Below are 25,541 nucleotides of genomic sequence, written 5' to 3' on the forward strand. Positions count from 1 at the left end.
CCATGCCGTCGTCATCCGTACCGTCACCGTCCCCATCCCAGATGCCGTCACTATCGGTGACGTCGCCATCGCCGTCCGTCCCTGAACTGCGGCCGGCCGCCTTCACCATTCCCGGCCGGTGGGCCGGCGCCGCCTCCCGGGGTTCCGATGCCCCGGGCCCGGCGCCCCGTCCGGCCGGCTTCCGCCCCGACATCGAGGGCCTGCGCGCGGTCGCCGTGCTCGCCGTCCTCGCCTTCCACGCGGCCGTCCCCGGCCTGGCCGGCGGGTTCGTCGGGGTGGACGTCTTCCTCGTCATCTCCGGTTACCTGATCACCGGCCTGCTGCTGCGCGAGGCCACCACCACCGGCCGGATCCGGCTCGGCGAGTTCTTCTCCCGACGGGCCCGCCGGCTGCTGCCCTCGGCGGCGATCGTGCTCGCCGTGGTGGCGCTGTTCGGTGCCTGGCTGACCGTGCCGCTGCGGCGCGCCGACCTGGAGTACGACGTGCTGGCGGCGGCGCTGTCCGTCGGCAACTGGCGCTTCGTCGCCCAGCAGACCGACTACCTGGCCGCCGGCCGGGACGAGAGCCCGCTGCTGCACTTCTGGTCGCTGGCCGTCGAGGAGCAGTTCTACCTGGTCTGGGGCCCGCTGCTGGCGCTCACCGTCCTCCTGGTGCTGCGGCTGGTGCGGCGCGGCCGGGCGGACGGGCGCGGGCGGGCGGTGCGGCCGGTCGCGGCCGCGCTCGCCGCCGTGCTGACGGCCGGCTCCTTCGCGCTCTCGCTGCACTGGACGCAGGACTCCGTCTCGCTCGCCTACCTCGGGACGCCGTCCCGGGTCTGGCAGTTCGGGGTCGGCGCGCTGCTCGCCCTGCTGCCCTGGCACCTGCTGCGCGGGCCCCGGGTGCTGCGCGTTCTGGTCGGCTGGGCCGGGGCGGCGGCGATCGTGGGCTGCGTGCTGGCGTACGACAACACCACGCCGTACCCGGGCTGGGCGGCGCTCGTCCCGACCCTCGGCACGGCCGCCGTCATCCTGGCCGGCACGCCCGGACGGGACGGGGCCGGCGCGGCCGCCCCGGGTCCCGGCGTGGACCGGGTGCTCGGCCTGCGCGTGCCGCGCGCGATCGGTCGGCTCTCCTACAACCTGTACCTGTGGCACTGGCCGGTGCTCGTCCTCGTCGGAGCGAAGTTCGGCCCGCTGTCCTGGCCGGTGAAGGTGGCGCTCACGGCGGCCGCCGCGCTGCCGGCCGCCGCCGTCATGCGCTGGGTCGAGCGGCCGCTGCGGCACAGCCGCACCGTCTCCGAACTCCCGCGCCGGGGTCTGTCGTTGGGTCTCGCCTCGGTGGTCATTCCGGTGGTGCTGGCGCTGGTCGTCGGCACCGGCACGCTGCGGCTGCTCGGCCCGGCCGCGCCCGTCGACCTCCAGGGCCTGCCGCCCGGCTCCTCGGACGGCACCTCGCTGCTGGTGCGCACCGCGGCGCCGGCCAAGGGCGGGCCGGCGGTGGTGCCGGACGCCGTCCAGGCCCGCAAGGACTTCCCGCCGGACGGCGAGTGCGAGGTCGCGCCGACCGCCACCACCAGCCCCGACTGCCGTTTCGGCGTGGTCGGCAGCCCGGACCGGATCGTGCTGCTCGGCGACTCGCACGCCGGCCAGTGGTTCTCGGCGCTGCTCGCTATCGCCGCCGAACGGCGCTGGGAGCTGGAGGAATTGGTCAAGCAGGGCTGCCCGCTTCCGGAACTCACGGTGGTGAACCCGCAGTTGGGCCGCACCTATCGTGAGTGCGACACCTGGCGGGCGAACGCGCTGACCCGGTTGAAGGAGGGACCCAAGCCCCGGCTGATCGTCGTCTCCACCCTCAACCGCTACACCGACGACCGTGAACTGCTGCTCCAGGGCTGGGAGAAGACCCTCGCCCCGCTGCGCGAGATCGGCGTCCCGATCGTCTACCTGCGCGACACCCCGGTCCCGGGGACGGACGTGCCGGCCTGTGTGTCGGGCCACACCGACGAACCGGCAACCTGCGAGTTCCCGCGCGACAAGGCGCTGTGGGCGGACCCGCTCGCCGACGAGATCGCGGCCGGCCGGATGCCGGGGGTGCGCACGGTATCGGTGAACGACGTCATCTGCCCCGGCAACGGCCGCAGTTGCCCGGCGGTGCTGGAGCGGATCCTGCTCTACCGCGACGACGCGCACCTCACCAACGTCGCCGTCGTCGTCCTCACGCCGCGCCTGGAGCGGCTGTTGACGGAGTCCGGCGCCCTGCCGCCCAGGTCGGCACCCACCCAGGACCGGCCGGTCACCGTGGACGGCTGGACGCAGCTGCTGCGCGACGACTTCGACGGCCCGGCCGGCAGCCGCCCGTCCGAGGCCAACTGGCAGTACGACCTCGGCACTTGCTACCCGGGCTGCCCGGCCCCGCAATGGGGGACGGGCGAGATCGAGACCATGACGGACTCCACCGCCAACGTCAGGCTGGACGGCCGCGGCGCCCTGGAGATCGTGCCCACCCGGGACGCCGCCGGGCAGTGGTCGTCCGGGCGGATCGAGTCCCGCCGCGCGGACTTCGCCCCGCCGCCCGGCGGTGTGCTGCGGATCGAGGCCGGGATCGCCCTGCCGGACGTCACCGGCCCGGCCGCCGCCGGGTACTGGCCCGCCTTCTGGACCCTCGGCGGTGAGCTGCGCAACGGCTACACCGGCTGGCCGGCCATCGGCGAGCTGGACATCATGGAGCAGGTCAACGGCCGGGACACGGTGTTCGGCACGATGCACTGCGGCGTCCTCGACGGCGGCCCCTGCCAGGAGCCGCGCGGCCTGGGCTCCGGCGACCAGCCCTGCGGCGCCGAGTGCCGCACCGGCTTCCACCGGTACGCGGTCGAGGTCGACCTGAGGCCGGGGGCCGAACAGGTCCGCTGGTACCTCGACGGGCGTGAGCACCACCGGGTCACCGCCGCGCAGATGGACCGCGCGACCTGGGACCGGGCCGTGAACCACGGCCTGTTCCTGATCCTCAACGTCGCCGTCGGCGGCAACCTGCCCACCGCGTTCGGCGGCGCCGTCACCCCGGCCACCGAACCCGGGCACCCGATGCGGGTCGACTACGTCTCCGTCGCCACGAAGCCGTAGCGGTCGCGTTCGCACGGGAAGGGCCCCGGGCCGGGGAGCACGCCGCTCCCCGGCCCGGGGCCCTTCCGTCGCTCGGGGGGCGGTCAGCCCCAGTTGCCGACCAGCGGGGTCTCGCCGTCGCCGACGGTCGCCCTGAACACGGTCAGGTCGCTGCCGGCCGCCGCGCCGGAGAAGGAGTGGTCGGAGGGCCGGAAGACGCCGACGCTGTCGACGCCGGTGCCGTCCCAGTCGCCCTTGACCGGGATGTCGCCGGTGTTGCCGAAGACGATGTCCCGGACGTTCTCGGTCTGGTTGGAGTCGTTGAGGTGGAAGGTCCGCGTCTGCGGGTCGTAGACCGCGACGGTGGTGGTGCCGTTGCCGTCCCAGTCGCCGACCAGCGGCTTCCACCCGACGTTGCCCAGCATGATCCGGTACTTGAAGACGGCGTTGTCGTCGCTGAGGTAGAAGGTCGCCTCGCTCGGGCGGTAGACGCCGATCGTGGTCCTCCCCCGGCCGCTCCAGTCCCCGACGACGGGGACGTCGTTGTAGTTGCCGTACCGCACCGGGGCGCCGATCGTGCCGTCGGGGCCGGGCAGGAAGAACTCCGCGGTGCTCGGGCGGTAGTAGCCGATGGTGTCGACGCCGGGCCCGTTCCAGTGGCCGGCCAGCGGGACGTCACCCGGAGCGCCGACGGTGGCGCGGGCGATGGTGACCCCGTTGTGGGAGGTCTGGGTGACGGACTGGTCGGCCGCCCGGTACACGCCGACCGAGGAGGGGCGGGGGGCGGGGGTGGCGTTGACGATGGCCCGGCCGGTCTTCTGCTGCTGGGCGACGGTCTGCGGCAGGAGGGTGGCGGTGTTGTCCATCCAGCGGAAGGGGTGCAGGTAGACGACGCGCGCGTCCTGGGCCGCGACGGCCTTGTACTCGGCGTTGAACGCGGCGATCTGTGCGTCGCTCGTGCTTCCGCATTCGTTGGACTGGAAGATCTCCGGGAAGAGCATGAGGTGCTGGTCGGGCGAGGCGAGCTTGTTCTTCAGCCTCGTCACCAGGTCCTGGACCGTTCCACGGCCCTGGCAGTACCGGTTGACGCCGACGATGTCGGCGATCGCGGGGACGGGGTTGACACCGGGGACCGGCGAGAGGTCGCGCTCGGCGTAGTCGAAGATGAGCAGCTTGCCGGGGAAGGCCGCCCGGACCTTGTCGGCCTGCACCCGGATCTGGTCGGCGGTCAGCCCGCGGTAGTAGGCCTCGTCGGTCAGGTAGACGGCGCCGATCTTGTCGAGGTTGCCGCCGATCCGCTTCTTCAGGGCGGCGAGGTTCGCCTCGATCTCGGCGGCCGGCTTGGCTTCGAGCCTGTGCTCGACGCCCGGATTGACGACCTCGGGGTTGACGCCGAGGGCGCAGGCGGCCGGCAGGCAGTTGTCCAGGAAGCCGAGCGAGATGTTGTCCGCGTCGCGCGAGTAGCCGTTGAAGTTGCTCCAGCCCGCGACCTTGGGGGTGAAGTCCGAGTGGGGGCCGTCGACGGGGTCCACGGTGGCGTAGTACCCGTAGTAGCCGAGGCCGCCGAGCATCGAGACCCGCAGGTCGTCGACGGTGGCGACGCGGCCCGGGGCCGAGGGGTGGGCGCCCAGGACGACGTAGCCGTCGCCGGGCAGTTCGGCGGCGGTCGTGCCGGAGAAGACCGCCCTCTCGTTGACGGTGACGGTGGCGAGCTTCTCGGGTCCGGCCGCCAGCACCAGGGAGACCGTGTACGAGGTGGCCGCCGGTACCGGCGGGAGCACGGTGGCGGTGCCGCCCTGGTAGAGGGCCAGGCCACCGTCCGCCTGCACGCGCAGGCCGAGTGCGATGTCGGGTGCGTCCACGGCGCCGGTGCCGTTGCTCGCGCGGCTGATGGCGAGGGAGGACCAGTCGGTGCCGGTGGTGCTGTCGACGGCGGGCGTCAGCTTCGCGCTGACGGTGTAGCGGCCGCGGACCTCGTTGCCGCCCGGCTTGGGGAGGTCCGCGGTGGCCGGCTTGGCGAGGCGCACGGCGGCGGTGCCCTGGGGGAAGGAGAGCACGTTGGGGTGGGCGGGGGAGTTCACCTGGACGGCGCCCGGGACGGGGTTGGTGACCAGGCCGTTGACCCCGGACTCGGCGACGTAGCCGGAGGAGAGCAGGCTCGGCTGGCGGACACTGAGGTCCTGGTTCAGTCCGAAGTCCGCGGTACCGGCCGGGGCGCCGTCGAAGGTGTCGACGAGCGGCTTGGCGCTGGCGCCGGCGGAGGTGTCGACCCGGCTGACGGACAGGCCGTGGTTGCCGCCGTTGCCGAAGGTGGTCACCTTGGAGGTGTTGTCGTCGAGGTAGGCACCCAGGTAGAGGAAGGCGCTGCTCGGCCAGCGGGTGACCGTCGGCGGGGCGGTGGCGGTCAGCGTGGTGTCGTTCACGGTCAGCGTGACCGTGCGGTCCGCGCCGGTGGAGACGGTGAGGGAGACCGCGTAGCTGGTGGCCGGGGCGACCTGGCCGGACCAGAAGGCGGTCTCGCCTCCGCCACCGTGGTAGAGGTCGAGCGTGCCGTTCGACTTGACGGTGAGTCCGAGGTCGACGTCGGCGTTGGTGACGTAGCCGGTGCTGCGGTGGCTGCGGCTGAGGACGATGGACGCCCAGTCGTTGCTGGTGGTGTCGCCGACCGAGGGGTCGACCACGGTGGAGACGGTGTAGCGGCCGGTCTCGTCCGCGACGGCGGGCGCGCCCAGCATCACGGCGGAGATGCCCTTGGAGAACTGCAGGCGGTTGGGCTGGGTGGCGGGGCTGACCTGGACGAACGAGGCCTCCGGCGGGGCGGCCGTCCACCAGCGGCCGGAGACACGGGTGTAGGAGATCGCGCGCTCTCCGTCCGGCGGCGACTGCCGGGTGGTGAGGTCGGCGGCGACCCCTGCGTTGAGCCCTCCGTTGAGCCCGTAGAACGGGGCGGCGGCGAGCGTGGAGTCCTGGGTGAAGGTGTCGTTGAAGGCGCGGGTGGCGGTCAGGTTCGCCGGCGTGGGTCCGTCGGCGGCGGCGGCCGTGGCGCCTCCCGGCCCTGCGGGTATCAGGGCCAGGGTGAGTGCCGAGGCCGCGACGCCGAGGGTGCGGCGGGCACGTGGGGTGAAGGTCACCGAGTCTCTCTCCTGATCTCTCGTCCGGCCCGGTGACCGGAACGCCGGACCGGCGGTGCGGGCGCGCCACCGGTCCGGCGGGATCATAGAGGACGGATACGAACTTCCGTCAGGGGTTTTCGGCCCACGGGTGTGCGTCGGCCGGACAATTGAGGGGACATCGGGAGCTTCCGCCGGCCGGGGCGGCACTGGTCAGTGCGCGGAATCGGGCGGGAAGGGCACGGGGTAGGCCTCGGCGAAGTCGGCGGAGCGGGCGACCTCGCGCCACCTGGTGTCCTCGTCGAGCAGTCGGCGGTCCATCGCGATGGAGCCCTCGGCCGCGTTGACCCCGAGGGGCAGGTGGTGGGGGATGTCGCGGCGTCCGGCCATCCGCACCAGGATCCCGGCGGCGCGGACCGGGTCGCCGGCCGCGCCGTCGCCCCCCTGGCGCATGCGGGTGTTGAGGGCGCCGACCGTTTGGGCGTACGCCTCCGGGACGTCGTGCACGGTCATCGAGGAGCCGGCCCAGTCGGTGCGGAACCCGCTCGGCTCGACGACCAGCACCCGCACGCCGAACGGCTCGGTCTCGGCGCGCAGCACGCGGCTGAACCCGTCGATGGCGAACTTGGCCGCCTGGTAGGAGGCGATGCCGGGGGAGCCGCCGACCCGCCCGCCCATCGAGGAGAACTGCACGACCAGCCCGCCGCGCTGCTCGCGCAGCAGCGGAAGCGCGGCCTTGGTGACGTTGTAGACGCCCCAGAAGTTGGTCTCGAACTGCGCGCGGAAGTCGGCGTCCTCGGTGGTCTCGATCGGCGAGACGTTGGCGTAGCCGGCGTTGTTCACCAGTACGTCGATCCGGCCGAAGTGCGCGTGCGCCTCGGCGATCGCGGCCCGGGCGGCCGCCGGGTCGGTGACGTCGAGTGCGATCGGGCGGATCCGGGAGCCGAACTCCTCGACGAGGTCGGCCAGTTGTTCGGGGCGGCGGGCGGTCGCGGCGACACCGTCGCCGGCCTCCAGGGCCGCGCGGGTCAGGGTGCGGCCGAAGCCGCGGGAGCTGCCGGTGATGAACCAGGTCTTGTCCATGCCGTTAGTAAAACATCGTTGCGCTAATAGTGCAACGGCGTTGCGCTAGCATGGACGGGTGACTGCATCGGAGTTCCAGCGCGCGCGATCCCCCGAGGCCAAGCGGCAGCGCGAGGCGGCGATCCTGGAGGCGGCCCGCTCGCTCGGCCGGGAGCGCGGCATCAGGGACGTCACCCTGACGGACATCGCCGCCGCCGTGGGAATGCACAAATCGGCGCTGCTGCGCTACTTCGAGACCCGCGAGGAGATCTTCCTGCGGCTGACCGCCGAGGGCTGGGCCGAGTGGTCCGACGCGCTGACCGCCCGGCTGCGCGACACCGCCGACCCGGGCCCGGCCGCCGTGGCCCGGGCCTTCGCCGCCACCCTCGCGGCCCGCGGGCCCTTCTGCGACCTGCTCGCCCACGCCCCGCTCAACCTCGAACGCAACGTCTCCCTCGACGCGGTCCGCGACTTCAAGCTCGCCACCCGGGCCGCCCGTGAGCCGGTCACCGCCGCCGTCCGCGCCCTCCTGCCCGCCCTGAGCGAGCAGGACGTCACCGACCTCTTCGCCACCGCCGTCGCCCTCGCCGGCGCGATGTGGCAGATCGCCAACCCCGGCCCCGAGGTCGCCGCCCTCTACCGCACCGACCCCCGCCTCGCCCACGCCGTCATCGACCTCGAACCCCGCCTCACCCGCATCCTCACCGCCACCGTCCACGGCCTCTCGGCGGGCCCGGACGCCTGACCGGCCGGGTCGGCGCGGGCGCACCGGCGGCGGCGACGCCGTCGCCCGCGCCGAGCCGTCACCGGAACGGGTGATGGGCGGCGAGGTGTTCCCCGGTTCGGCGGATCCGGGGCGGCGGTGGTGTGTATAGCTGGCAGCCGGAGACCACCGACGGAAGGGACCACCCCATGACCCGGTCAGCCGCCAAGCCCGCGCAGAGTGTCGGCGAGGTCATCGAGCGGATGCGGGAGATCAAGGCGCGGCTGGACCCGCGGGACGGGGTCGCGTGCTTCAACCGGATGTACCTCGAGGTCACCGAGCTGGTGGGGGAGCGGCTCACGGACGGGTACTTCCAGGACGAGGCGTTCATCGAGCGGCTGGACGTGGTGTTCGCGAACCTGTACTTCGACGCGGTGGAGGCCGGCGAGGCGGGGCGGCCGGTGAACGCGGCGTGGAAGCCGCTGTTCGACGCGCGCAGCCACCGGAAGGTGTGGCCGGTCCAGTTCGCCTTCGCGGGGATGAACGCGCACATCAACCACGATCTGGCGCTCGCCGTGGTCGAGACCTGCATCGAGCGGCGGACCACGCCCGACACGCCGCCGGTGCACGCCGACTACCTCAAGGTGAACGAGCTGCTGGCGCAGGTGGAGGCGGAGGTGCGGGCGTCGTTCGAGGCGCAGATCGTCAAGGTGGCCACCGAGGAGGCGGAGCCGCTGAAGCACATCGTGTCCAGCTTCTCGATCGCCCGGGCCCGGGACGCCGCCTGGGCGACCACGCAGACGCTCTGGCACCAGCGCAACATCCGCCCGATGTACGACGCGACGCTCGCCGCCGTCACCGCGAGCACCGCGCTGGCGGGGGAGATGCTGGTCACGCCCGTGCTGCCGCCGGTGGAGCAGCCGGACGGGGAGCAGCCGGACGGGGAGTAGCCGGACGGGGGCGGCGCGACGGCCCCGGTCGGCGGAGCCCGGCGGGCGGGAGCGGGCGGGGCGGGGTGGACTGGTGGGTGACCAGCCCTGATGGAGCCGCGAAAGGCCGTCGATGTCCTCCTCGTCCCCCGCCCGGTACGCCGATCTCAGCGCCCTGGTGATCAACTGCACGCTCAAGCGCTCGCCGGAGCGCAGCCACACCCAGGGCCTGATCGACGTCAGCACCGGGATCATGGAGCGCCAGGGCGTGCGGGTCGACGTGGTCCGCGCGGTGGACCACGACATCGCCACCGGCGTCTGGCCGGACATGACCGAGCACGGCTGGGAGACGGACGAGTGGCCCGTCCTCTACAGCCGGGTGATGGCGGCCGACGTCCTGGTGCTGGCGGGGCCGATCTGGCTCGGGGACAACTCCTCGGTGATGAAGCGGGTCGTCGAGCGGCTCTACTCGTGCTCGTCGGTCCTCAACGGGCACGGGCAGTACGCGTACTACGGGCGGGTCGGCGGGTGCCTGATCACCGGGAACGAGGACGGCGCCAAGCACTGCGCGATGAACGTGCTCTACAGCCTCCAGCACCTCGGGTACACCATCCCGCCGCAGGCGGACGCCGGGTGGGTCGGGGAGGCAGGTCCAGGGCCGTCGTACCTGGACGCGGGGTCGGGCGGGCCGCAGAACGACTTCACCAACCGCAACGCGACCTTCATGACCTGGAACCTGCTGCACCTGGCGAGGATGCTCAAGGACGCGGGCGGCGTCCCGGCGTACGGGAACCAGCGTTCGGAGTGGGAGGCGGGCTGCCGGTTCGACTTCGAGAACCCGGAACACCGCTGAAGGGCGGAACGCCGTGACGTGCCGGGCGGGCTGACGGAACGTCGGTATCGGAACGATCCTTGGTGGGCGGCCCCGTCCGGTGGCGGGGCCGCTTCGGCGGTGAGGGTGGTCCGAACCGATCATCAGATGCGCCATTTCAAACGCGACTGATGTGAACGTTCACCCTTTCGAGTGCACAGGATCATGCGAAGCGGTCCAGATCGTTCCGCCCCGCCTACGGTTGGGCAACAGACGAGACGGGGCCGCCGCCGCATGCGGAGATCCCCTCTTTCCGGGACGACGGCGACGGCCGACGACCCGTCATGGCGTGTCCCCCTTCGAAGAGGAAGGTTCTCCCATGCCCGTGGCCACGAGCGGCGAGACACCGCAGGCGACGCAGCAGCACTCGTACCCGCACGCGCATCCGCAGGCCGGCCGGCGCGCGGCGGTGCGGTCATGAGCGGGACGGCCCTGGAGCAGCTCCTCCGCGGGCCGAGCGGGATCGGGACGGCCGGCCTGAACCTGGCACCCCGTCAGGAGGCCTCCGTCGCTCTCGAAGCGCCGTCGGGCAAGCCGAAGTCCGGGGACCCGGTGCCGGGCCTGTACTTCCACCCCGTGCCCGAGCCGGACGCGGAGCGGGTCGCGGAGGTGAACCGCCGGATCAAGCTGTGGGCCGAGGAGATCGAGCTCTACCCGCCGGACTGGGAGGAGCAGTTCGACGGCTTCTCGGTGAGCCGCTACATGGTCGCCTGCCACCCGGACGCCCCCAGCGTCGACCACGTCATGCTCGCCACCCGGCTGATGGTCGCCGAGAACGCCGTCGACGACTGCTACTGCGAGGACCTCGGCGGCTCGCCGGTCGGCCTCGGCAGCCGGCTGCTGCTCGCCCACACCGCCCTGGACCCGGTGCACACCACCGCGGAGTACCAGGGCGGGTGGCAGGAGTCGCTGGGTTCGGACGCGCCCCGGCGGGCGTACCGCTCGGCGATGGAGCACTTCACCCGGGCCGCCACCGCCTCCCAGGCCGACCGCTTCCGGCACGACATGGCGCGCCTGCACCTGGGCTACCTCGCCGAGGCCGCCTGGGACCAGGACGACCACCACGTCCCGGAGGTGTGGGAGTACCTGTCGATGCGGCAGTTCAACAACTTCCGCCCCTGCCCGACGATCACGGACACCGTCGGCGGCTACGAGCTGCCCGCCGACCTGCACGCCCGCCCGGCCATGCAGCGGGTCATCGCGCTCGCCTCCAACGCCACCACCATCGTCAACGACCTGTACTCGTACACCAAGGAGCTGGCGAGCCCGGGCCGCCACCTCAACCTGCCGGTGGTGATCTCCGAACGCGAGGGCCTCGACGACCGCGCCGGCTACCTGAAGGCCGTCGAGGTGCACAACGAACTGATGCACGCCTTCGAGGCGGAGGCCGCGGCACTGGCCGCCGCCACGCCCGTCCCGGTGGTGGTGCGCTTCCTGCGCGGGGTCGCCGCGTGGGTCGACGGCAACCACTACTGGCACCAGACCAACACTTTCCGCTACAGCCTGCCCGATTTCTGGTAACCAAGGAGCTGAACCGTGTCCGTCACCGACACCACCCCCGTGAGCCGCACCGCCGTCCCCGGGCCGGCCACTCCCTACCAGGGCGACATCGCCCGCTACTGGGACCATGAGGCCCGGCCGGTGAACCTGCGCCTCGGCGATGTGGACGGCCTTTACCACCACCACTACGGCATCGGCGAGGTCGACCAGGCGGCGCTCGGCGACCCCGGCGACAGCGAGCGCGAGAAGAAGCTCGTCGCCGAACTGCACCGGCTGGAGTCCGCGCAGACCGACGTACTGCTCGACAGCCTCGGCGACATCCGCCCCGAGCACACCCTGGTCGACGCCGGCTGCGGGCGCGGCGGTTCGATGGTGATGGCCCACCAGCGCTTCGGCTGCAAGGTCGAGGGCGTCACCCTGTCGGCCAAGCAGGCCGAGTTCGGCAACCGGCGGGCCAAGGAGCTCGGCATCGACGACTCGGTGCACGCCCAGGTCTGCAACATGCTCGACATGCCGTTCGGCAACGGCACCGTCCGGGGCTCCTGGAACAACGAGTCCAGCATGTACGTCGACCTGCACGACCTGTTCGCCGAGCATTCCCGGATCCTCTCGGTCGGCGGCCGGTACGTGACCATCACCGGCTGCTGGAACCCGATCTACGGCCAGCCGTCCAAGTGGGTCTCGCAGATCAACGCCCACTTCGAGTGCAACATCCACTCCCGCCGGGAGTACCTGCGCGCGATGGCCGACAACCGCCTCGTCCCCAACGCGGTCGTCGACCTGACCGCCGCCACCCTCCCGTACTGGGAGCTGCGGGCCACCGTGCCCTCGCTGGTGACCGGCATCGAGGAGGCGTTCATCAACTCCTACAAGGACGGCTCCTTCCAGTACCTGCTGATCGCGGCCGACCGGGTCTGACCCCGCGTCGCCGCACCGGCGAGGACCCGGCCCGGCCGAACGGCGGCGGGGCCGGGTCCGCCGTGTGACGGGCCCCCGGAACCGGGCTGGTCAGCAGGACGTCGGCGGCACGTGATATGCAGTGCATCATCCGATTGGCCGCACCGAGGCCATACGAACGATGCCGACGGCCGTGCCGGTCGACGAGGTCTCAGGGGGGCCGCACCATGTCCTTTTTCCGCCGCCTGGCCGGGCGGAAGCCTCCGCGTTCGCTGCCCCCCGTACTGGACCCCTCGCACGGCGACGAGGAGCTGCGCCGGCTGCGCGCCCTCGCCGAGGCCGGGGACTGGGCCGCGCTGCGCCCCGCCCTCGCCGCGGTCGCCGACCAGGCCGAGCTGACCTGGCTGCTCAACCGGATCACCGACGTCGAGGGCACCGAGGAGTGGCTCGCCAAGGCCGTCGCCGAACGGCCCGAGGACACCCTCGTCCTGCTGGTCTCCGGTGCCCGGCACATCTCCTGGGCCTGGAACGCCCGCACCGGCGCGCGCGCCAAGGACGTCACCGAGGAGGGCTGGCGGCTGTTCGGCGAGCGGCTGGAGACCGCCGAGGAGCAGCTGCTGGAGGTGGCCGAACGCGAGCCCGGCTGGCTCGCCCCCTGGTACTTCCTCCAGATCGGCGCGCGCGGCGCCTCGCTCGGCCGCACCGTCGCCACCACCCGCTTCGACGCCGCGCTGCGCCGCGACCCCGGGCACCTCGCCTCCCACCAGCAGCGCCTCCAGCAGCTCTGCGCCAAGTGGGGCGGCTCCCACGAGGAGATGCACGCCTTCGCCCGCACCGCGATGCTCGGCGCGCCGGAGGGCTCCCCGCTCGGCGAGCTGGTCGCCGTCGCCCACCTGGAGCACTGGCTGGACCTGCCCGACGGCGAGGACCACGCCTACCTGACCGGCCCCGCCGTGCGCACCTCGCTGCGCGAGGCGGCCCTGCGCTCCGTCCTGCACCCGGCCTACCGGCCCCGGCGCGACTGGCGGACCACCCACAACACCTTCGCGATGGTCCTCTCGCTCGCCGACGAGCGCGAGCTGGCCCACGCCGTGTTCGCCACCCTCGGCGACGCCGCCACCGACTGGCCCTGGTACTACCTGGGCGGCGACGAGGCCGAGAACTTCGGCCTCCACCGCGACCGCTGCGCCCCGCGCTGAGCCGAGCACGCCCGGCGCGCCACGCCCGCCGAGCACGCCGACCGGCCGCCCGGGCCGTCCCGCCCGCCGGCCACCGAAGCCCGACACACCCCTTGCGATCGAAAGAGCCACCGGTGTCCCCATCCGAGAACCCGACGAGCGCGCACACCTTCCAGGTCGACCTGCGCGGCCTGGTCGACCTGCTCTCCCACCACCTCTACTCCAGCCCCCGCGTCTACCTGCGCGAACTCCTGCAGAACGCGGTCGACGCGATCTCCGCCCGGCAGGCCCTCGATCCGGCCGCGCCCGCCGCGATCACGGTCCGCGCCGACCGCGACCTGACCGTCACCGACACCGGCATCGGCCTCACCGAGCAGGACGTCCACACCTTCCTCGCCACCATCGGCCGCAGCTCCAAGCGGGACGCCGACGGCCGCCTCGACGGCGACGGGCTCGCCCGCGCCCGCGGCGACTTCATCGGCCAGTTCGGCATCGGCCTGCTCGCCTGCTTCGTGGTCGCCGACGAGATCACCGTCGTCACCCGCTCCGCCGCCACCCCCGACGCCCCCGTCATCGAGTGGCGCGGCGGCTCCGACGGCCGGTACACCATCCGCACCCTGCCCGCCGACGCCAAGCCCGAGCCCGGCACCACCGTGCGCCTCACGCCGCGCTCCGACGCCGCCGAGTGGACCCGCCACGACCGCGTGCTCACCCTCGCCCAGGACTTCGGCAGCCTGCTGCGCCACGAGGTCACCGTCGTCGACGGCCGCGGCGACGCCACCCGGGTCAACCGGACCCCGCCGTGGGCCGCCCAGCACGGCTCCCCGCTGGCCCGCCGCGAGGCGCTGGCCGCCTACTGCCGTTCCACCTTCGACTTCACCCCGCTGGACACCATTGAACTGGACCTGCCGCTGGTCGGCCTGCGCGGCGTCGCCTACGTGCTGCCCGACGCCGTCCCGCCGTCGCGCCGGGCCGGCCACCGGGTGCACCTCAAGGGCATGCTGCTCTCCGACCACGCCGACGAACTCCTGCCCGACTGGGCGTTCTTCGTCCGCTGCGTGGTGGACACCGACGGCCTGCGGCCCACCGCCAGCCGCGAGGGCCTGTACGCCGACGAGACGCTCGCCGCCGTCCGCGACGCGCTCGGCGCCCGGATCCGCGACTGGCTCACCGGTCTGTCCGCCAGCGACCCGGCGCTGCTCCACCGGTTCATCTCGGTGCACCACCTGGCCGTCAAGGAACTCGCCCGCTACGACGACGAGTTGCTGCGGATGCTGCTGCCCTGGCTGCCGTTCGAGACCACCGACGGCAATGTCACCCTGGACGAGTTCGCCCGCACCCACCCGGTGGTGCTGGTCACCCGCACCGTCGAGGAGTTCCGCCAGGTCGCCCCGATCGCCGGCGCCGCCGGGCTCGGCGTCGTCAACGGCGGCTACACCTACGACCGCGACCTCGTGCACCGGCTGCCCGAGATCCGGCCCGGCACCTCCGTCGCCGACCTCGACCCGAGCACCGTCACCGCGCACCTCGACACCGTCGACCCGGCCGCCGAACTCGCCGCCTCGGCGTTCCTCGCCACCGCCCGCGAGGTGGTCGGCCGCTTCGACTGCGACGTCGCCCTGCGCAGCTTCCACCCGACCAGCGCGCCCGCCCTGCTGCTCGACAACCGGGAGGCCCGGCACGAGCGCACCCGCGCCCAACTCGCCGACGAGGCCGACGGGCTGTGGGCCGACATCCTCGGCTCGCTGCGCGCCGAGGTGCCCCGCGCCCAGCTGGTGCTCAACCACCTCAACCCGCTGGTCCGGCGGGCGGCCTCGATCGGTGACCGCGAACTCGCCGTCACCGCCGTGGAGACGCTCTACGGGCAGGCGGTGCTGCTCACCCGCCGGCCGCTGACCTCCAGCGAGAGCGCGCTGCTCAACCGCTCGTTCATCAGCCTGCTGGACCACGCGATGCTCGGCCACGAGGCCGCGTCCGGCGGCAACGGCGGCACCGGTCCGAAGGAGGCGTGATGCTGAACAGCATCGACGCGGTGATGACCGCGCTGCGCGAGAACGACGCCCGCCCCTACGGGCGCCAGCGGACCGTCACCGCCGAGGAACTCGTCGACGCCGCCGACCAGTTCGACGACACCGCGGTCCGCTCCATGGCCCTCCTGGAGCTGATGGAGGCCTACGAGTACGACGGCGAGCGCAGCAAGGCCCCGGTCGTCTTCGCCCGCGTCCTCAAGCTCTGGGACAACGACCCGGACGGCTTCGGCGAGTGGGCGCGGCAGCAGGTGTTCTGGCGCTTCAAGTGGGTCGCCACCTCCCTGCTCGGCACCCCCGACGTGCCGCTGCCCGCGATCCGGCGCTGGCACGAGGAGATGCGCAGCCGCTACCGCGCCGCCGGGCACGGCCTCCAGCCCTACTACGCCCAGCGCTTCCACCTCGCCGCGCACACCGGCGAGGGGGCCCTGGACGCCTACGAGCTGTGGGCCGGGCGGCCGCGCACCGAGCTGAGCGACTGCCACGCCTGCGAGATTCGCGCCCGCGCCGTCCACCACCTGCGCCAGGGCGACGACGTGACCGCGCTGGACGTCTGGCGGCCGGTGCTCACCGGCGAGGCCACCTGCGCCGAGGAGCCCTACGTCAGCCACGCCCAGGCGCTGCTGCCGCTGCTGCGCCAGGGCCGGCTGGACGAGGCCCGCTCCAGTCACCTGGTCGGCTACCGCTTCGCCCGCGGCAAGAGCGGGATGGCCAGCTCCGTCGGCCTGCACATCGAGTTCTGCGCGCTGTCCGGCAACGAGCCGCGCGGCCTGGAGCTGCTCGCCGAGAACCGCGACCTGTTCGGCGTCACCGGCGACCCGGTCAGCCGGCTCTCCTTCCTCACCGGCGTCGAGGTGCTGATCGCCGCCCTCGCCCGGGCCGGGCACGGCGAGCTCACCGTCAGCGGCCCGCCCGGGGCGGGCTGGACCGTCGACACCCTGCTCGCCCACCTGCGCACCGAGGCGGACGCGCTCGCCGCCCGCTTCGACGCCCGCAACGGCACCGGTGCGGTGAGCGGCCGGCGCCGGGAGCGGCTGGCCGGCCGGCCGCTGCTGGCCGAACCGCTCGCCCTCGGCGTGCGGGCGGCGGCGTCGCCGGAGCTGGCGGCCGTCCCGGTCGTCCCCGCGGTGCCGGCCCGGGAGGCCGAGCCGGAGCCGGAGGACTTCACCGCGCTGGTGCTGCGCGCCCGGGAGCTGCACCTGGTCGGCCACCCGGACGCGGACCGGCTCTGGAAGCGGATCGACGAGCGGTTCGCCGCCGCCGGGGGCCTTACGGGGGACCCCGAGGGGCTGCTGGCCGCGGACGCCGGGCCGCTCGGGCAGCTGCGCGCCGAACTCGCCGAGCGGCGGGCGCACGAGGCGCTCGACCGCGGCGAGTGGGAGGAGGGCGCCGCCGAACTGCTGGCCGCCGGCGGGCTGTACAAGCGGGAGGGGCTGGCCGGCCGCGCGCTGGCGGCCCGGACCCGGGCGCTGGTCGCCGAACTCGTCCGCGAGGACGAGGACGAGGACGGGGATGAGGACGGGAACGGCGCGCCGGTCGAGGCCGCCGCGCCGGTCGTCGACTGGCAGGCCCTGGACGCCGCGCTGGCCCGCGCCGAGCAGCTGGCCGCCGGGGCCGCCGGGGCCGCCGACGGCGCGCCGGGCATCTCGGACGACGACTACCTGATCGTCCTCCAGTGCCGCGCCTACGCCGCCCACCAGGAGCTGGTCCGCGCGCTGCCCGAGCCGCCGGCGCAGCCGCCCGCCGAGCAGTCCGCGCGCTTCGCCGCCGCCGTCACCGCCTACCGCGACGCGGCCGCCGCCCGCGGCTCGGTGCGCCGGCTCTCGGTGGCCCGCCAGTACGCCGCCGACGCCGCCGCCCGGCAGGGGCGGCTCGCCGAGGCGGTGGCGGAACTGCGTTCCATCATCGCCGAGTTGGAGCAGGCCGGGCAGCCCTGGCACACGCCGAGGCCGTACGGGCTGCTGGGGCAGGCGCTGCTGCAGAGCGACGAGCAGGCCGAGGCCGTCGAGGTGCTGCACCGCGCCCTGGCCGCGGCCGCCCGCTGGGCCGACGACTCGTACCCGTTCGCCGCGACCTATCTGATGGCCGGGCACGCCAGCGCCCACATCGGCGACACCGGCGCCGCGATCAGGTCGCTCTCCGAGGCCGCCGCCCGGTTCGACCGCAAGGGCCCGGAGGCGGCCGAGGACGCGGCCCGCACCCGGCTGCAACTCGCCGACCTGCTGACCGGCGCCGACCGGACCGCCGACGCGGTGGCCGTCCTGGAGTCCGTCGTGGCCGAGGGTGCGGCCGCCGGCCTGGACGAGCGGGTGCTCGCCCAGGCCCGGCTCGACCTCGCGCGCGGCCTGTTCGCGCTGGACGAGGACCGCGACGCAGCCGAGGAGTTCCTGCGGCTGGCCGCCGTCCTGGAGGGCTGGACCGAGGACCTCCACCTGCGCACCATGGTCGCCTCGGAGGCGACCGTCGCGCTGCTGCACGCCGACCGCTGGGAGGCCGCGCACGCCGCCCGCGCCCGGGCGCTGGCCGCGCACGAGCAGTGGCCGCAGCCCGGCCCGGTGTCCGCGATGCTGCGGCAGTTCGCCCGGCTCACCGCGCAGAAGGAGGGCCCGGACGGGGTCGGGGAGGCGCTCGCCCGGCTGGCCGAGGCGGACGCCGTGCGCGAGCGGCTGGAGCGCGAGGAACCCGGGGCCGAGACCTGGTACCCGCGCGCGGCCGTCCACTACGAGCGGGCCCGGGTCCGCGCGGTGGCCGGCGACCACGAGGAGGCGCTGGCCGAGGCCGAGCGGGCGATCGCCGCCTACGAGGAGGGCGGCGAGCAGGCCGAGACCCCGCGCGCCGAGGCCGTCCGGGTGGCCGCGCTGATCGAGGGCACCGACCTCGGCCGCCTCGCGGCGGCCCGGGACCGGCTCACCCTCGCGATCAAGCGCTGCCGGGCGCTCGGGCTGGAGGAGGCGGCGGAGATCCTCGCCGAGCTGCGCGAGCGCCTCGCGGACTGACGATCGCGCCCCGGTGCCGGGAGAACCGGCACCGGGGGCGGCACCGGGGCGGGCGGCACTGGAGCCGAGGCGTCGCTCAGCGGGCGGCGGCCGTCCCGCGGGAGCCGCGCACGGCGGCCAGCAGGCCCGTCACCGCGGGCGACCACGGGCGGCCCGCCGGGCCGGTGAGGGTCAGCGTCCGGTGCGCGGCCGGCCGGATCGGGACGAGCACGCAGTCCGCCGGCAGCATCGGCTGCGCCAGCGCCGGCATCACCGACACCCCGACCCCCGCGTGCACCATGCCGATCAGCGTGTTGAGGTCCCGGATGCGGTGGCGCGGAGCGAAGCGGACGCCCGCCCGCCGGTAGGCGTCGCGGATGTGCCGCTCGCAGCCGCCCTCGGAGAGCAGGAAGTCGTCGTCCTCCAGGTCGGCCACGTCGACGCTCCGCTCGCCCGCGAGCGGATGGTCGCGGCGCAGCAGCGCGTGCATCGAGTCCGCGCCGAGCGCGACCGCCCCCGGCGGCACCGGGTCCGCGTCCACCAGGACCGCCGCGTCCACCGTGCCGGCCTCCAGCCAGACGCCCAGCTCGTCGTCCTCGCCCTCGAACACCCGCACCGTCAGCCGGGGGTGCTCGCCCCGCCAGTCGCGCAGCAGGCCGGGCAGCAGCCCCTGGCAGACGGTGGTCGGCGCGGCCAGCCGGACCGTGCCGGTCAGAGCGCCCGCGTGCCGGGCGGCGATGGTCCGGACGGCGGTGGCGGAGGCGACCGCCGTCCGGGCGTGCGGCAGGATCCGCTCGCCCAGTGGGGTCGGGCGGGCCGGTGCGCCCCGGTGCAGCACGGGCGCGCCGAGCACCCGTTCCAGTGCCGCCACCGCGTGCGAGACCGCCGACTGGCTCACGCCCAGTTCGGCCGCCGCCGCCCCGAAGCCGCCCGCGTCCGCCACCGCGACCAGCGCCCTGAGCTGGGCGAGGTTCACCTCCGGGGCCATGAGACCTCCTCATCCCTGCTGCACCGCCACTTGTTGGACTCATGGTCGGTCGGGCCGTCACCCTCTGTCCAACCCCGGCCGGTGGGCGGTGGGGGGTCCCACGTGCGGGAAGGACGGGAGGCGGCTGTGACGGGACGGCGCTGGTGGCCGGGGTTCGTGGCCCTGTCGGCGATCTGGGGTGCGAGCTTCGCGCTGATCAAGGTGGCGGTCGACGCGGGGGTGCCGCCGCTCTGGGTGGCGGCCTGGCGCTGCCTGCTCGGCGCGGCCGCGCTCTGGGCGGTCCTCGCCGCGCGCCGCGAGGCCGCCCCGCGCGACCTCGCCACCTGGGGCCACTGCGCGGTGGTCGCGCTGCTGCTGAACGCGGTGCCGTTCGTGCTGTTCTCCTACGGCGAGACCCGGGTCAGCTCGGTGCTCGCGGGCGTGCTGAACGCGACCACCCCGCTGTTCGCCCTGCTCTTCGCGCTGGCCGCGGTGCCCGGGGAACCGCGCCCGGGGCGGCGGCGGATCGCCGGGCTGGCCCTCGGCTTCGCCGGGGTGCTCGCGGTGCTCGGCGTCGGTGGCGGGCACGGGTTCGGTGCGGCTTCGGGCTCCGCGGTGGTGGCCGGCGGGCTCGCCTGCCTGGCCGCGACCTGCTGCTACGGCGCCGGCTTCGCCTATCTGCGCCGCCACCTCTCGGCCCGCCCGCACTCGGCCGCCGCCCTGTCCGCCGCCCAGATCACCTGCGCCGCCGCCGAACTCGCCCTCGCCGCCCCGCTCGCCGCCGGCGCCCCGCACTGGCCCGGTGCCGGGGCCGGGGCCGCCCTGCTGGCGCTCGGTGCCCTCGGCACCGGCGTCGCCTACGTCCTCAGCCTCGACCTGGTCCGCACCGCCGGAACGGCCGTGGCCGCCGCCGTCACCTACGTCACCCCGCTCTGGTCGACGGCGCTCGGCGCCCTGCTGCTCGCCGAGCCCGTCGGCTGGAACACCCTGCTCGGCGGCCTCGCCGTGATCGCCGCCGTCGCCCTCACCCGGCCACCACGCGTCGGCTCGGGCACCGGCCCGGGCACCGGCCCGGGGGCCGCCCCGGGCACCGGTTCGGCTGCCGGGAAGCGCACCGGCCGCCGGGGCCGGAGGCGGCGTCAGCCGGTCGGTTAGGGTGGGCCGATGGGCACGGGAAGGGCAGCGGACGTAAGCGTTGACGCAGGCGTTGACGTTGGCGACACGGCCGACCTGCCGTCCCCCTCGCCCGACGTCGCCGTACAGTCCGTGCTGCGCGCCCGCCCCCTCCGCTTCCCGTTCACCCCCGACTCGCTGCGCTGCTGGGCCTACCTGACCAGCGGCACCCTGCTCGGCCTGGTGGTGGTCGTCCTGCTGGCCGCCCTCATCGCCCTCGGCCTCGGGCTCGCCGTCGTCGGCATCGGCCTGCCGCTGCTGCTGGCCGTCGCCCTCTGCGGCCTGCCGCTCGGCGCCCTGGAACGCCGCCGGCTGCGGCTCGTCGAACCGTCGCCGGTGCCCGATCCGCACCGCCCGCTGCCCGGGGCCGGCCGCCGCGCCCGGCTCCGGACCCGGCTGCGTGAACGCGCGACCTGGCGCGAACTCGCCCACACCGTGCTCGTCGGCCCGCCGCTCACCGTCGCCGGACTCGGCCTCGTCGCCCTGCTGGTGTTCTCCGGGGCGCTGGTCATCAGCCCCCTCGTGGTCTGGGCGCTGGCCCCCGAGACCGTCATGCTGATCCCCGGCCACGCCGTTCCCGGACCGCTCCACGCGCTGCCCGCCACCGCCCTCGGCCTGCTGGGGCTGCTGGGGCTGCTTACGCCGCGGCGCTGCTCACCACCGTCCACGTCCGGCTGGCCCGGCTGCTGCTCGGCCCCCGCGAGGAGGACCGCGGGCGGCAGGTCCTCGAACTGACCCGCTCCCGGGCCCGGCTGGTCGACGCCTTCGAGGCCGAGCGCCGCCGTATCGAGCGCGACCTGCACGACGGCGCCCAGCAGCAGCTCGTCGCCCTCACCATGACCCTCGGCCTCGCCGCCCACGAGCTGCGCGAACGCGCCGCCGCCCCCGGCGCGGGCACTGACGGCGCGGGCACCCCCGGCGCGGGCACCGACGGCGACCCGGTGCTCGACCTGGTCGACCGGGCGCGCGGCGAGGCCCGGCAGGCGGTGGAGCAGCTGCGCGGCCTGGTCCGCGGCATCCACCCCCAGGTGCTCACCGACCACGGCCTGGCCGCCGCCGTCACCGAGGTCGCGCTGCGCCACCCGATCCCGGTCGAGGTCGATCTCGACCTGCCCGGTCGACTGCCCGGCGCGGTCGAGTCCACCGCCTACTTCACCGTCACCGAGGCGCTCACCAACGCCGCCAAGCACAGCGGTGCCACCGCCATCACCGTCCACGGGCGGATCGCGGCCGACCGGCTGGTGCTCCAGGTGACCGACGACGGCCGCGGCGGGGCCGACCCGGCCGCCGGGGCCGGACTCCAGGGACTGGCCGACCGGGTGGCGATCCTGAGAGGACGACTGATGGTGACGAGTCCGAGCGGCGGGCCGACCAGGCTCCGGCTGGAGGTGCCGTGCTCCGGCTAGTCATCGCCGAGGACGCCGTCCTGCTCCGGGCCGGCCTGGTCGAACTGCTCACCAGGGGCGGCCACGAGGTGGTCGCCGCCGTCGGCGACGCGGAGGCCCTCGCCGCCGCCGTCGACGTGGACCGGCCGGACGCCGTCGTCACCGACGTCCGGATGCCGCCCGGCTTCCGGGACGAGGGCCTGCGCGCCGCCCTGGACCTGCGCGAACGCCATCCCGGCCTGCCCGTTCTCGTCCTCTCCCAGTACGTGGCGACCCCGTACGCCACCCGGCTGCTCGGCGCGGCCGGCGCGCAGCGGGCCGGGCTCGGCTACCTGCTGAAGGACCGGGTCGGCGAGGTGTCCGAGTTCCTGGACGCGCTGCGCCGGGTGGCGGCCGGGGAGACCGTGATCGACCAGGAGGTGGTGCGGGTGCTGCTCCGTCAGCAGTCCGCCGACCGCCCGATCGCCCGGCTCACCCCGCGCGAGCGCGAGGTGCTGGGGCTCATGGCCGAGGGCCTAAACAACCAGACCGTCGGCACCCGGCTGAGCATCACCGAGGCGTCCGTGGTGAAGCACTGCGGGAACATCTTCATGAAGCTCGACCTCGATCCGGTCGAGGGCAACCGCCGGGTCCTCGCCGTCCTGGCCCACCTCGCGGACCTGCGCGGCGAGTAGCCCCTGCACCCGGCCCCACCCTCAGAGTCGGGCAATGGCGTGGCGGCGCGAAAAAGTGATATCACTTTGCCGTCGGATGCCGATGCTCGCCGAAGGAGTCGCTCCCATGACCACGCCGCGTTTCCCCGTCGAGGACGGCCTCGTTCTGGACCTCCCGGCCCCGGCGATCACCGAACGGGTGATCACCGGGCGGGCCGGCCTGCCGATGCTCGGCGCGACGCTGCTCGGCCTGCTCGCCGGGGTCGGGGCCGCCGTCGCGGGTGGCGTCCAACTCTCCGGCGGCAGCAAGGGACTGGGGATCGCCCTGCTGGTCGTCGGGCCGCTGCTGGCGCTCGGCTCGCTGCTGATGACGATCGGTCTGACGGTGGTCTCGCCCGGTGAGGCCCGGGTGGTCCAGCTGCTCGGGCGCTACCGGGGCACCGTGCGCGTCGCGGGCCTGACCTGGCTGAACCCGTTCACCAGCCGGCACCGGATATCCACCCGGATCCGCAACCACGAGACCGAGACCGCCAAGGTCAACGACGCCGACGGCAACCCGATCGAGATGGCCGCCGTGGTGGTCTGGCAGGTCGAGGACACCGCGATGGCGGTCTTCGAGGTGGACGACTACGTCGACTTCGTCGCCATCCAGACCGAGACGGCCGTGCGGCACATCGCCACCAGCTACCCGTACGACGCCCATGAGGAGGGTCAACTGTCGCTGCGCGACGGCGCGGAGGAGATCGCCCGCAAGCTCTCCGCGGAGATCGCCGCCCGGGTCGCCTCGGCCGGTGTGCGGGTCGTCGAGTCCCGGATCACCAGGCTCGCGTATGCTCCGGAGGTCGCACAGGTGATGCTCCAGCGCCAGCAGGCGGGGGCCATGGTCGCGGCACGCAGGCTGATCGTCGAGGGCGCCGTCGGCATGGTCGAGGAGGCGCTGGACCGGCTCGCCGAACGCGATGTCGTGGACCTGGACGAGGAGCGGAAGGCCGCCATGGTGAGCAACCTCCTGGTGGTGCTCTGCGGCGACCGCGGCACCCAGCCCGTCGTGAACACGGGCTCCCTCTACCAGTAAGGCGAGGCCTTGGCGACGGAACGGAAGAAGCTCCTGTTGCGGCTGGACCCTTCAGTTCACGACGCGCTCGCCCGTTGGGCCGCGGACGACCTGCGCAGCACCAACGCGCAGATCGAGTTCCTGCTCCGCCGCGCCCTCGCCGACGCGGGCCGGATGCCCGGCGGCGCCGCCCGGATCCCCGGCCGCGGCCGCCCGCCCAAGCAGGGTCCGGGTCCGGGTCCGGACCCCGGCCCGGCTCCGGCTTCCGATCCGTACCCGGACCCGGACTCGGACCCGGATTCCGGGACCTCGGCCGGGGAGCCTCCGGAGCGGGGCGGAGCCGGCCGGGCCTGACCGGACGGACCCGACCGGACGGGCCTGGTGACCTGAGCCGGGGATTCGCCGCCGAATCTCCGACTCGGGTCGCACGTCGTCTCGGCCGGCCGGGCCGTGGCCGGTTGCCTGAGGCGGTGTCACCGGCGGGTCGGGTCCGCGTGATCGACCCGGGTGCGAGGCGCGGGAGGGCCTTCCTCGGTCAGGAAGGTGGTCAGCCGGTGGGCGGTGGTGTCCCAGGACCATTCGGCGCGGACCCAGTCGCGGCCGGCGGTGGCCATGCGGGCGCGGTCGGGGGCGGGGGCGGTGAGGATGCGGGCGATCGCGGTGGCGACGGCGGCCGGGTCGCTGCCGTCGACGACAGTGCCGTTGACGCCGTCGAGCACGGCGTCCGGGGCGCCGCCGGAGCGGCCGGCGACGACGGGCAGGCCGGCGGCGGCCGCCTCCAGGAAGACGATGCTCGTCCTCGTTCTCGGGCTCGTCTCGTCTCGTCTCGTCGGCCGACTTCCCGAACAATGGAATTCGTATCCGATCTCACGTTCGGTGTCTACTGAATTACATTCGGTACCGGTCGCTCGCTATCGTGGGCAGCGTGGCGAGGTCCTGGGATGCGGTGGTCGGGCGGGCGCAGGAGCGGTTGGCGGCGGCGTCCGGAGTGCGGGCGGTGGGGGAGGACGAGGGGCGCGGGTTCGCGCTCTGGGGCCTTGCCTCGTGCGCCGAGGGGGAGTTGGGCGAGTGCCTCGATCCGGACGGGATCGGTCCGGCCGAGGAGCGCCGGCTGCGTGAACGGCTCGGCGAGAGCGGCCGTGAGTGGCCCGGCGACGAGTTGTACCGCCGCCGGTACTGGCTGCTCGACGCCGGCGCCCGCGAGCCCGTCGGCACCGTCGCCGTCGGCAACGGGACCAGGGGGCCCGGCCAGTTGGCCGTCTCCTCACTCTACCTCCGCCCCTCCGCGCGCGGCCGCGGCCTGGCGGCGGCAGCCCTCGACCAGGTCTACCGCGCCGCCACCGCCGAGGGCTTGCCCGGCTACCGGCTGGAGGCGCACTGGACCTGGCAGCACGCCGTCCGCTACTACCTGCGCCGAGGCCTGTGGACGGTCTCCTGGAAGCACGCCATCGGCCTCGCCCGGATGCCCCAACTCCCGCCCTACCGCGTCCAGGAGGAGGACGGCCGCCTGGTGCTGCTGGTCGCCGGCCGCCCGTCCCCCGACCCGTCCGAGGCGGACTGGACCCCGCTGCTCGCCGCCGGCAGCGAGGGCGGCCGGCTGCGCCTGGACGAGACCGCCGCCTACCGGCGGAGCGACGGTTGGGTGCACGGCTACGCCCGCTCCACGCTCGCCCTGCACCTCGCGCTCGCCGGCCGCCCGCTGGTGCGCGGCCCGCAGTGGTGGGCGGAGGCCTGGCGCTGGGCCGACGCCGGTGAACCGGAGGGCCTCGCCTACCGGATCGCGCAGTTCGAGGAGTCCGCCCGCGCGGCGGGCCGTACGGTGGTCACGTCCTGTCGGCCCCCGGCCGTTCCGGGCCTGCCCGGCGTGCCCCGCCAGGCGGAAGCGTCCCGCCAGGCGGACGCGCCCCGCCCGGACGCCGCGCCGCGCCCGTCGGACGGCGCGCCGACCCTCTGAGGCAGGCGTCCGCCGGCCGCACACCC

The 25,541-nt window shown here is 74.4% G+C and carries 17 protein-coding genes and 2 pseudogenes; 15 read left to right on the forward strand and 4 right to left on the reverse strand.

Annotated features, from left to right (window positions below; all coding sequences use genetic code 11):
- Window positions 1-56: 56 nt before the first annotated feature.
- Window positions 57-3,098: an acyltransferase family protein gene (locus ACFZBX_RS21670; RefSeq protein WP_391535397.1), complete on the forward strand. Its 3,042-nt coding sequence runs from the start codon at window positions 57-59 to the stop codon at window positions 3,096-3,098.
- Between the two features lie 83 nt (window positions 3,099-3,181).
- Here the strand turns inward: ACFZBX_RS21670 and ACFZBX_RS21675 are convergent, their stop codons facing one another.
- Both ACFZBX_RS21675 and ACFZBX_RS21680 read right to left on the reverse strand, forming a co-directional pair.
- Window positions 3,182-6,208, reverse strand: coding sequence for a hypothetical protein (locus ACFZBX_RS21675; RefSeq protein ID WP_391535398.1), 3,027 nt, complete (start codon window positions 6,206-6,208; stop codon window positions 3,182-3,184).
- A gap of 192 nt (window positions 6,209-6,400) precedes the next feature.
- Window positions 6,401-7,270, reverse strand: a complete 870-nt coding sequence (locus tag ACFZBX_RS21680; protein WP_391535399.1) for an SDR family NAD(P)-dependent oxidoreductase — start codon at window positions 7,268-7,270, stop codon at window positions 6,401-6,403.
- 58 nt (window positions 7,271-7,328) lie between these two features.
- On the opposite strand from ACFZBX_RS21680, the gene ACFZBX_RS21685 reads away from it, so the two are divergent.
- From ACFZBX_RS21685 to ACFZBX_RS21720, 8 genes and pseudogenes are all read left to right on the forward strand, one after another.
- Window positions 7,329-7,994: a TetR family transcriptional regulator gene (locus ACFZBX_RS21685; protein WP_391535400.1), complete on the forward strand. Its 666-nt coding sequence runs from the start codon at window positions 7,329-7,331 to the stop codon at window positions 7,992-7,994.
- A 167-nt stretch (window positions 7,995-8,161) separates the two neighbouring features.
- Window positions 8,162-8,902: a DUF5995 family protein gene (locus tag ACFZBX_RS21690; protein ID WP_391535401.1), complete on the forward strand. Its 741-nt coding sequence runs from the start codon at window positions 8,162-8,164 to the stop codon at window positions 8,900-8,902.
- 112 nt (window positions 8,903-9,014) lie between these two features.
- Window positions 9,015-9,734 carry a flavodoxin family protein gene (locus ACFZBX_RS21695; protein ID WP_391535402.1) on the forward strand — a complete coding sequence of 240 codons (720 nt, stop codon included), beginning with the start codon at window positions 9,015-9,017 and terminating at the stop codon, window positions 9,732-9,734.
- Window positions 9,735-10,202: 468 nt separating this feature from the next.
- Window positions 10,203-11,273, forward strand: a pseudogene (locus ACFZBX_RS21700) (family 2 encapsulin nanocompartment cargo protein terpene cyclase); the annotation flags it as partial.
- Between the two features lie 15 nt (window positions 11,274-11,288).
- A complete protein-coding gene (locus tag ACFZBX_RS21705) occupies window positions 11,289-12,170 on the forward strand; it encodes a geranyl diphosphate 2-C-methyltransferase (protein WP_391535403.1) in 882 nt (293 codons plus the stop codon).
- A 206-nt stretch (window positions 12,171-12,376) separates the two neighbouring features.
- The gene (locus tag ACFZBX_RS21710; protein WP_391535404.1) at window positions 12,377-13,348 is read left to right on the forward strand and encodes a hypothetical protein; all 972 of its coding nucleotides are present in this window, start codon (window positions 12,377-12,379) and stop codon (window positions 13,346-13,348) included.
- Between the two features lie 113 nt (window positions 13,349-13,461).
- Window positions 13,462-15,339, forward strand: coding sequence for an HSP90 family protein (locus tag ACFZBX_RS21715; RefSeq protein WP_391535405.1), 1,878 nt, complete (start codon window positions 13,462-13,464; stop codon window positions 15,337-15,339).
- Window positions 15,339-18,350 carry a hypothetical protein gene (locus ACFZBX_RS21720; protein ID WP_391535406.1) on the forward strand — a complete coding sequence of 1,004 codons (3,012 nt, stop codon included), beginning with the start codon at window positions 15,339-15,341 and terminating at the stop codon, window positions 18,348-18,350. The genes ACFZBX_RS21715 and ACFZBX_RS21720 overlap by 1 nt, the downstream gene beginning before the upstream one ends.
- Window positions 18,351-18,426: 76 nt before the next feature.
- Here the strand turns inward: ACFZBX_RS21720 and ACFZBX_RS21725 are convergent, their stop codons facing one another.
- A complete protein-coding gene (locus tag ACFZBX_RS21725) occupies window positions 18,427-19,317 on the reverse strand; it encodes a LysR substrate-binding domain-containing protein (protein ID WP_391535407.1) in 891 nt (296 codons plus the stop codon).
- Between the two features lie 126 nt (window positions 19,318-19,443).
- On the opposite strand from ACFZBX_RS21725, the gene ACFZBX_RS21730 reads away from it, so the two are divergent.
- From ACFZBX_RS21730 to ACFZBX_RS21750, 5 genes and pseudogenes are all read left to right on the forward strand, one after another.
- The gene (locus ACFZBX_RS21730) at window positions 19,444-20,451 is read left to right on the forward strand and encodes a DMT family transporter (protein WP_391535408.1); all 1,008 of its coding nucleotides are present in this window, start codon (window positions 19,444-19,446) and stop codon (window positions 20,449-20,451) included.
- Window positions 20,452-20,565: 114 nt separating this feature from the next.
- Window positions 20,566-21,875: pseudogene (locus tag ACFZBX_RS21735) on the forward strand (sensor histidine kinase).
- Window positions 21,863-22,528: a response regulator gene (locus ACFZBX_RS21740; RefSeq protein WP_391535409.1), complete on the forward strand. Its 666-nt coding sequence runs from the start codon at window positions 21,863-21,865 to the stop codon at window positions 22,526-22,528. The pseudogene ACFZBX_RS21735 and the gene ACFZBX_RS21740 overlap by 13 nt, the downstream one beginning before the upstream one ends.
- A 106-nt stretch (window positions 22,529-22,634) precedes the next feature.
- Entirely contained in the window at window positions 22,635-23,582 is a 948-nt protein-coding gene (locus tag ACFZBX_RS21745) for an SPFH domain-containing protein (RefSeq protein ID WP_391535410.1), read from the forward strand.
- A gap of 9 nt (window positions 23,583-23,591) precedes the next feature.
- Entirely contained in the window at window positions 23,592-23,915 is a 324-nt protein-coding gene (locus tag ACFZBX_RS21750; protein WP_391535411.1) for a hypothetical protein, read from the forward strand.
- Window positions 23,916-24,034: 119 nt separating this feature from the next.
- Here ACFZBX_RS21750 and ACFZBX_RS21755 read toward each other — a convergent pair whose 3' ends face one another.
- Window positions 24,035-24,427, reverse strand: a complete 393-nt coding sequence (locus ACFZBX_RS21755) for a glycosyltransferase (RefSeq protein WP_391535531.1) — start codon at window positions 24,425-24,427, stop codon at window positions 24,035-24,037.
- Between the two features lie 59 nt (window positions 24,428-24,486).
- Here ACFZBX_RS21755 and ACFZBX_RS21760 point away from each other — a divergent pair, with 59 nt between their 5' ends.
- Window positions 24,487-25,515, forward strand: coding sequence for a GNAT family N-acetyltransferase (locus tag ACFZBX_RS21760; protein ID WP_391535412.1), 1,029 nt, complete (start codon window positions 24,487-24,489; stop codon window positions 25,513-25,515).
- Window positions 25,516-25,541: the final 26 nt, after the last annotated feature.

It is taken from the genome of Kitasatospora sp. NPDC008115 (assembly GCF_042957205.1).
Lineage (GTDB): Bacteria > Actinomycetota > Actinomycetes > Streptomycetales > Streptomycetaceae > Kitasatospora.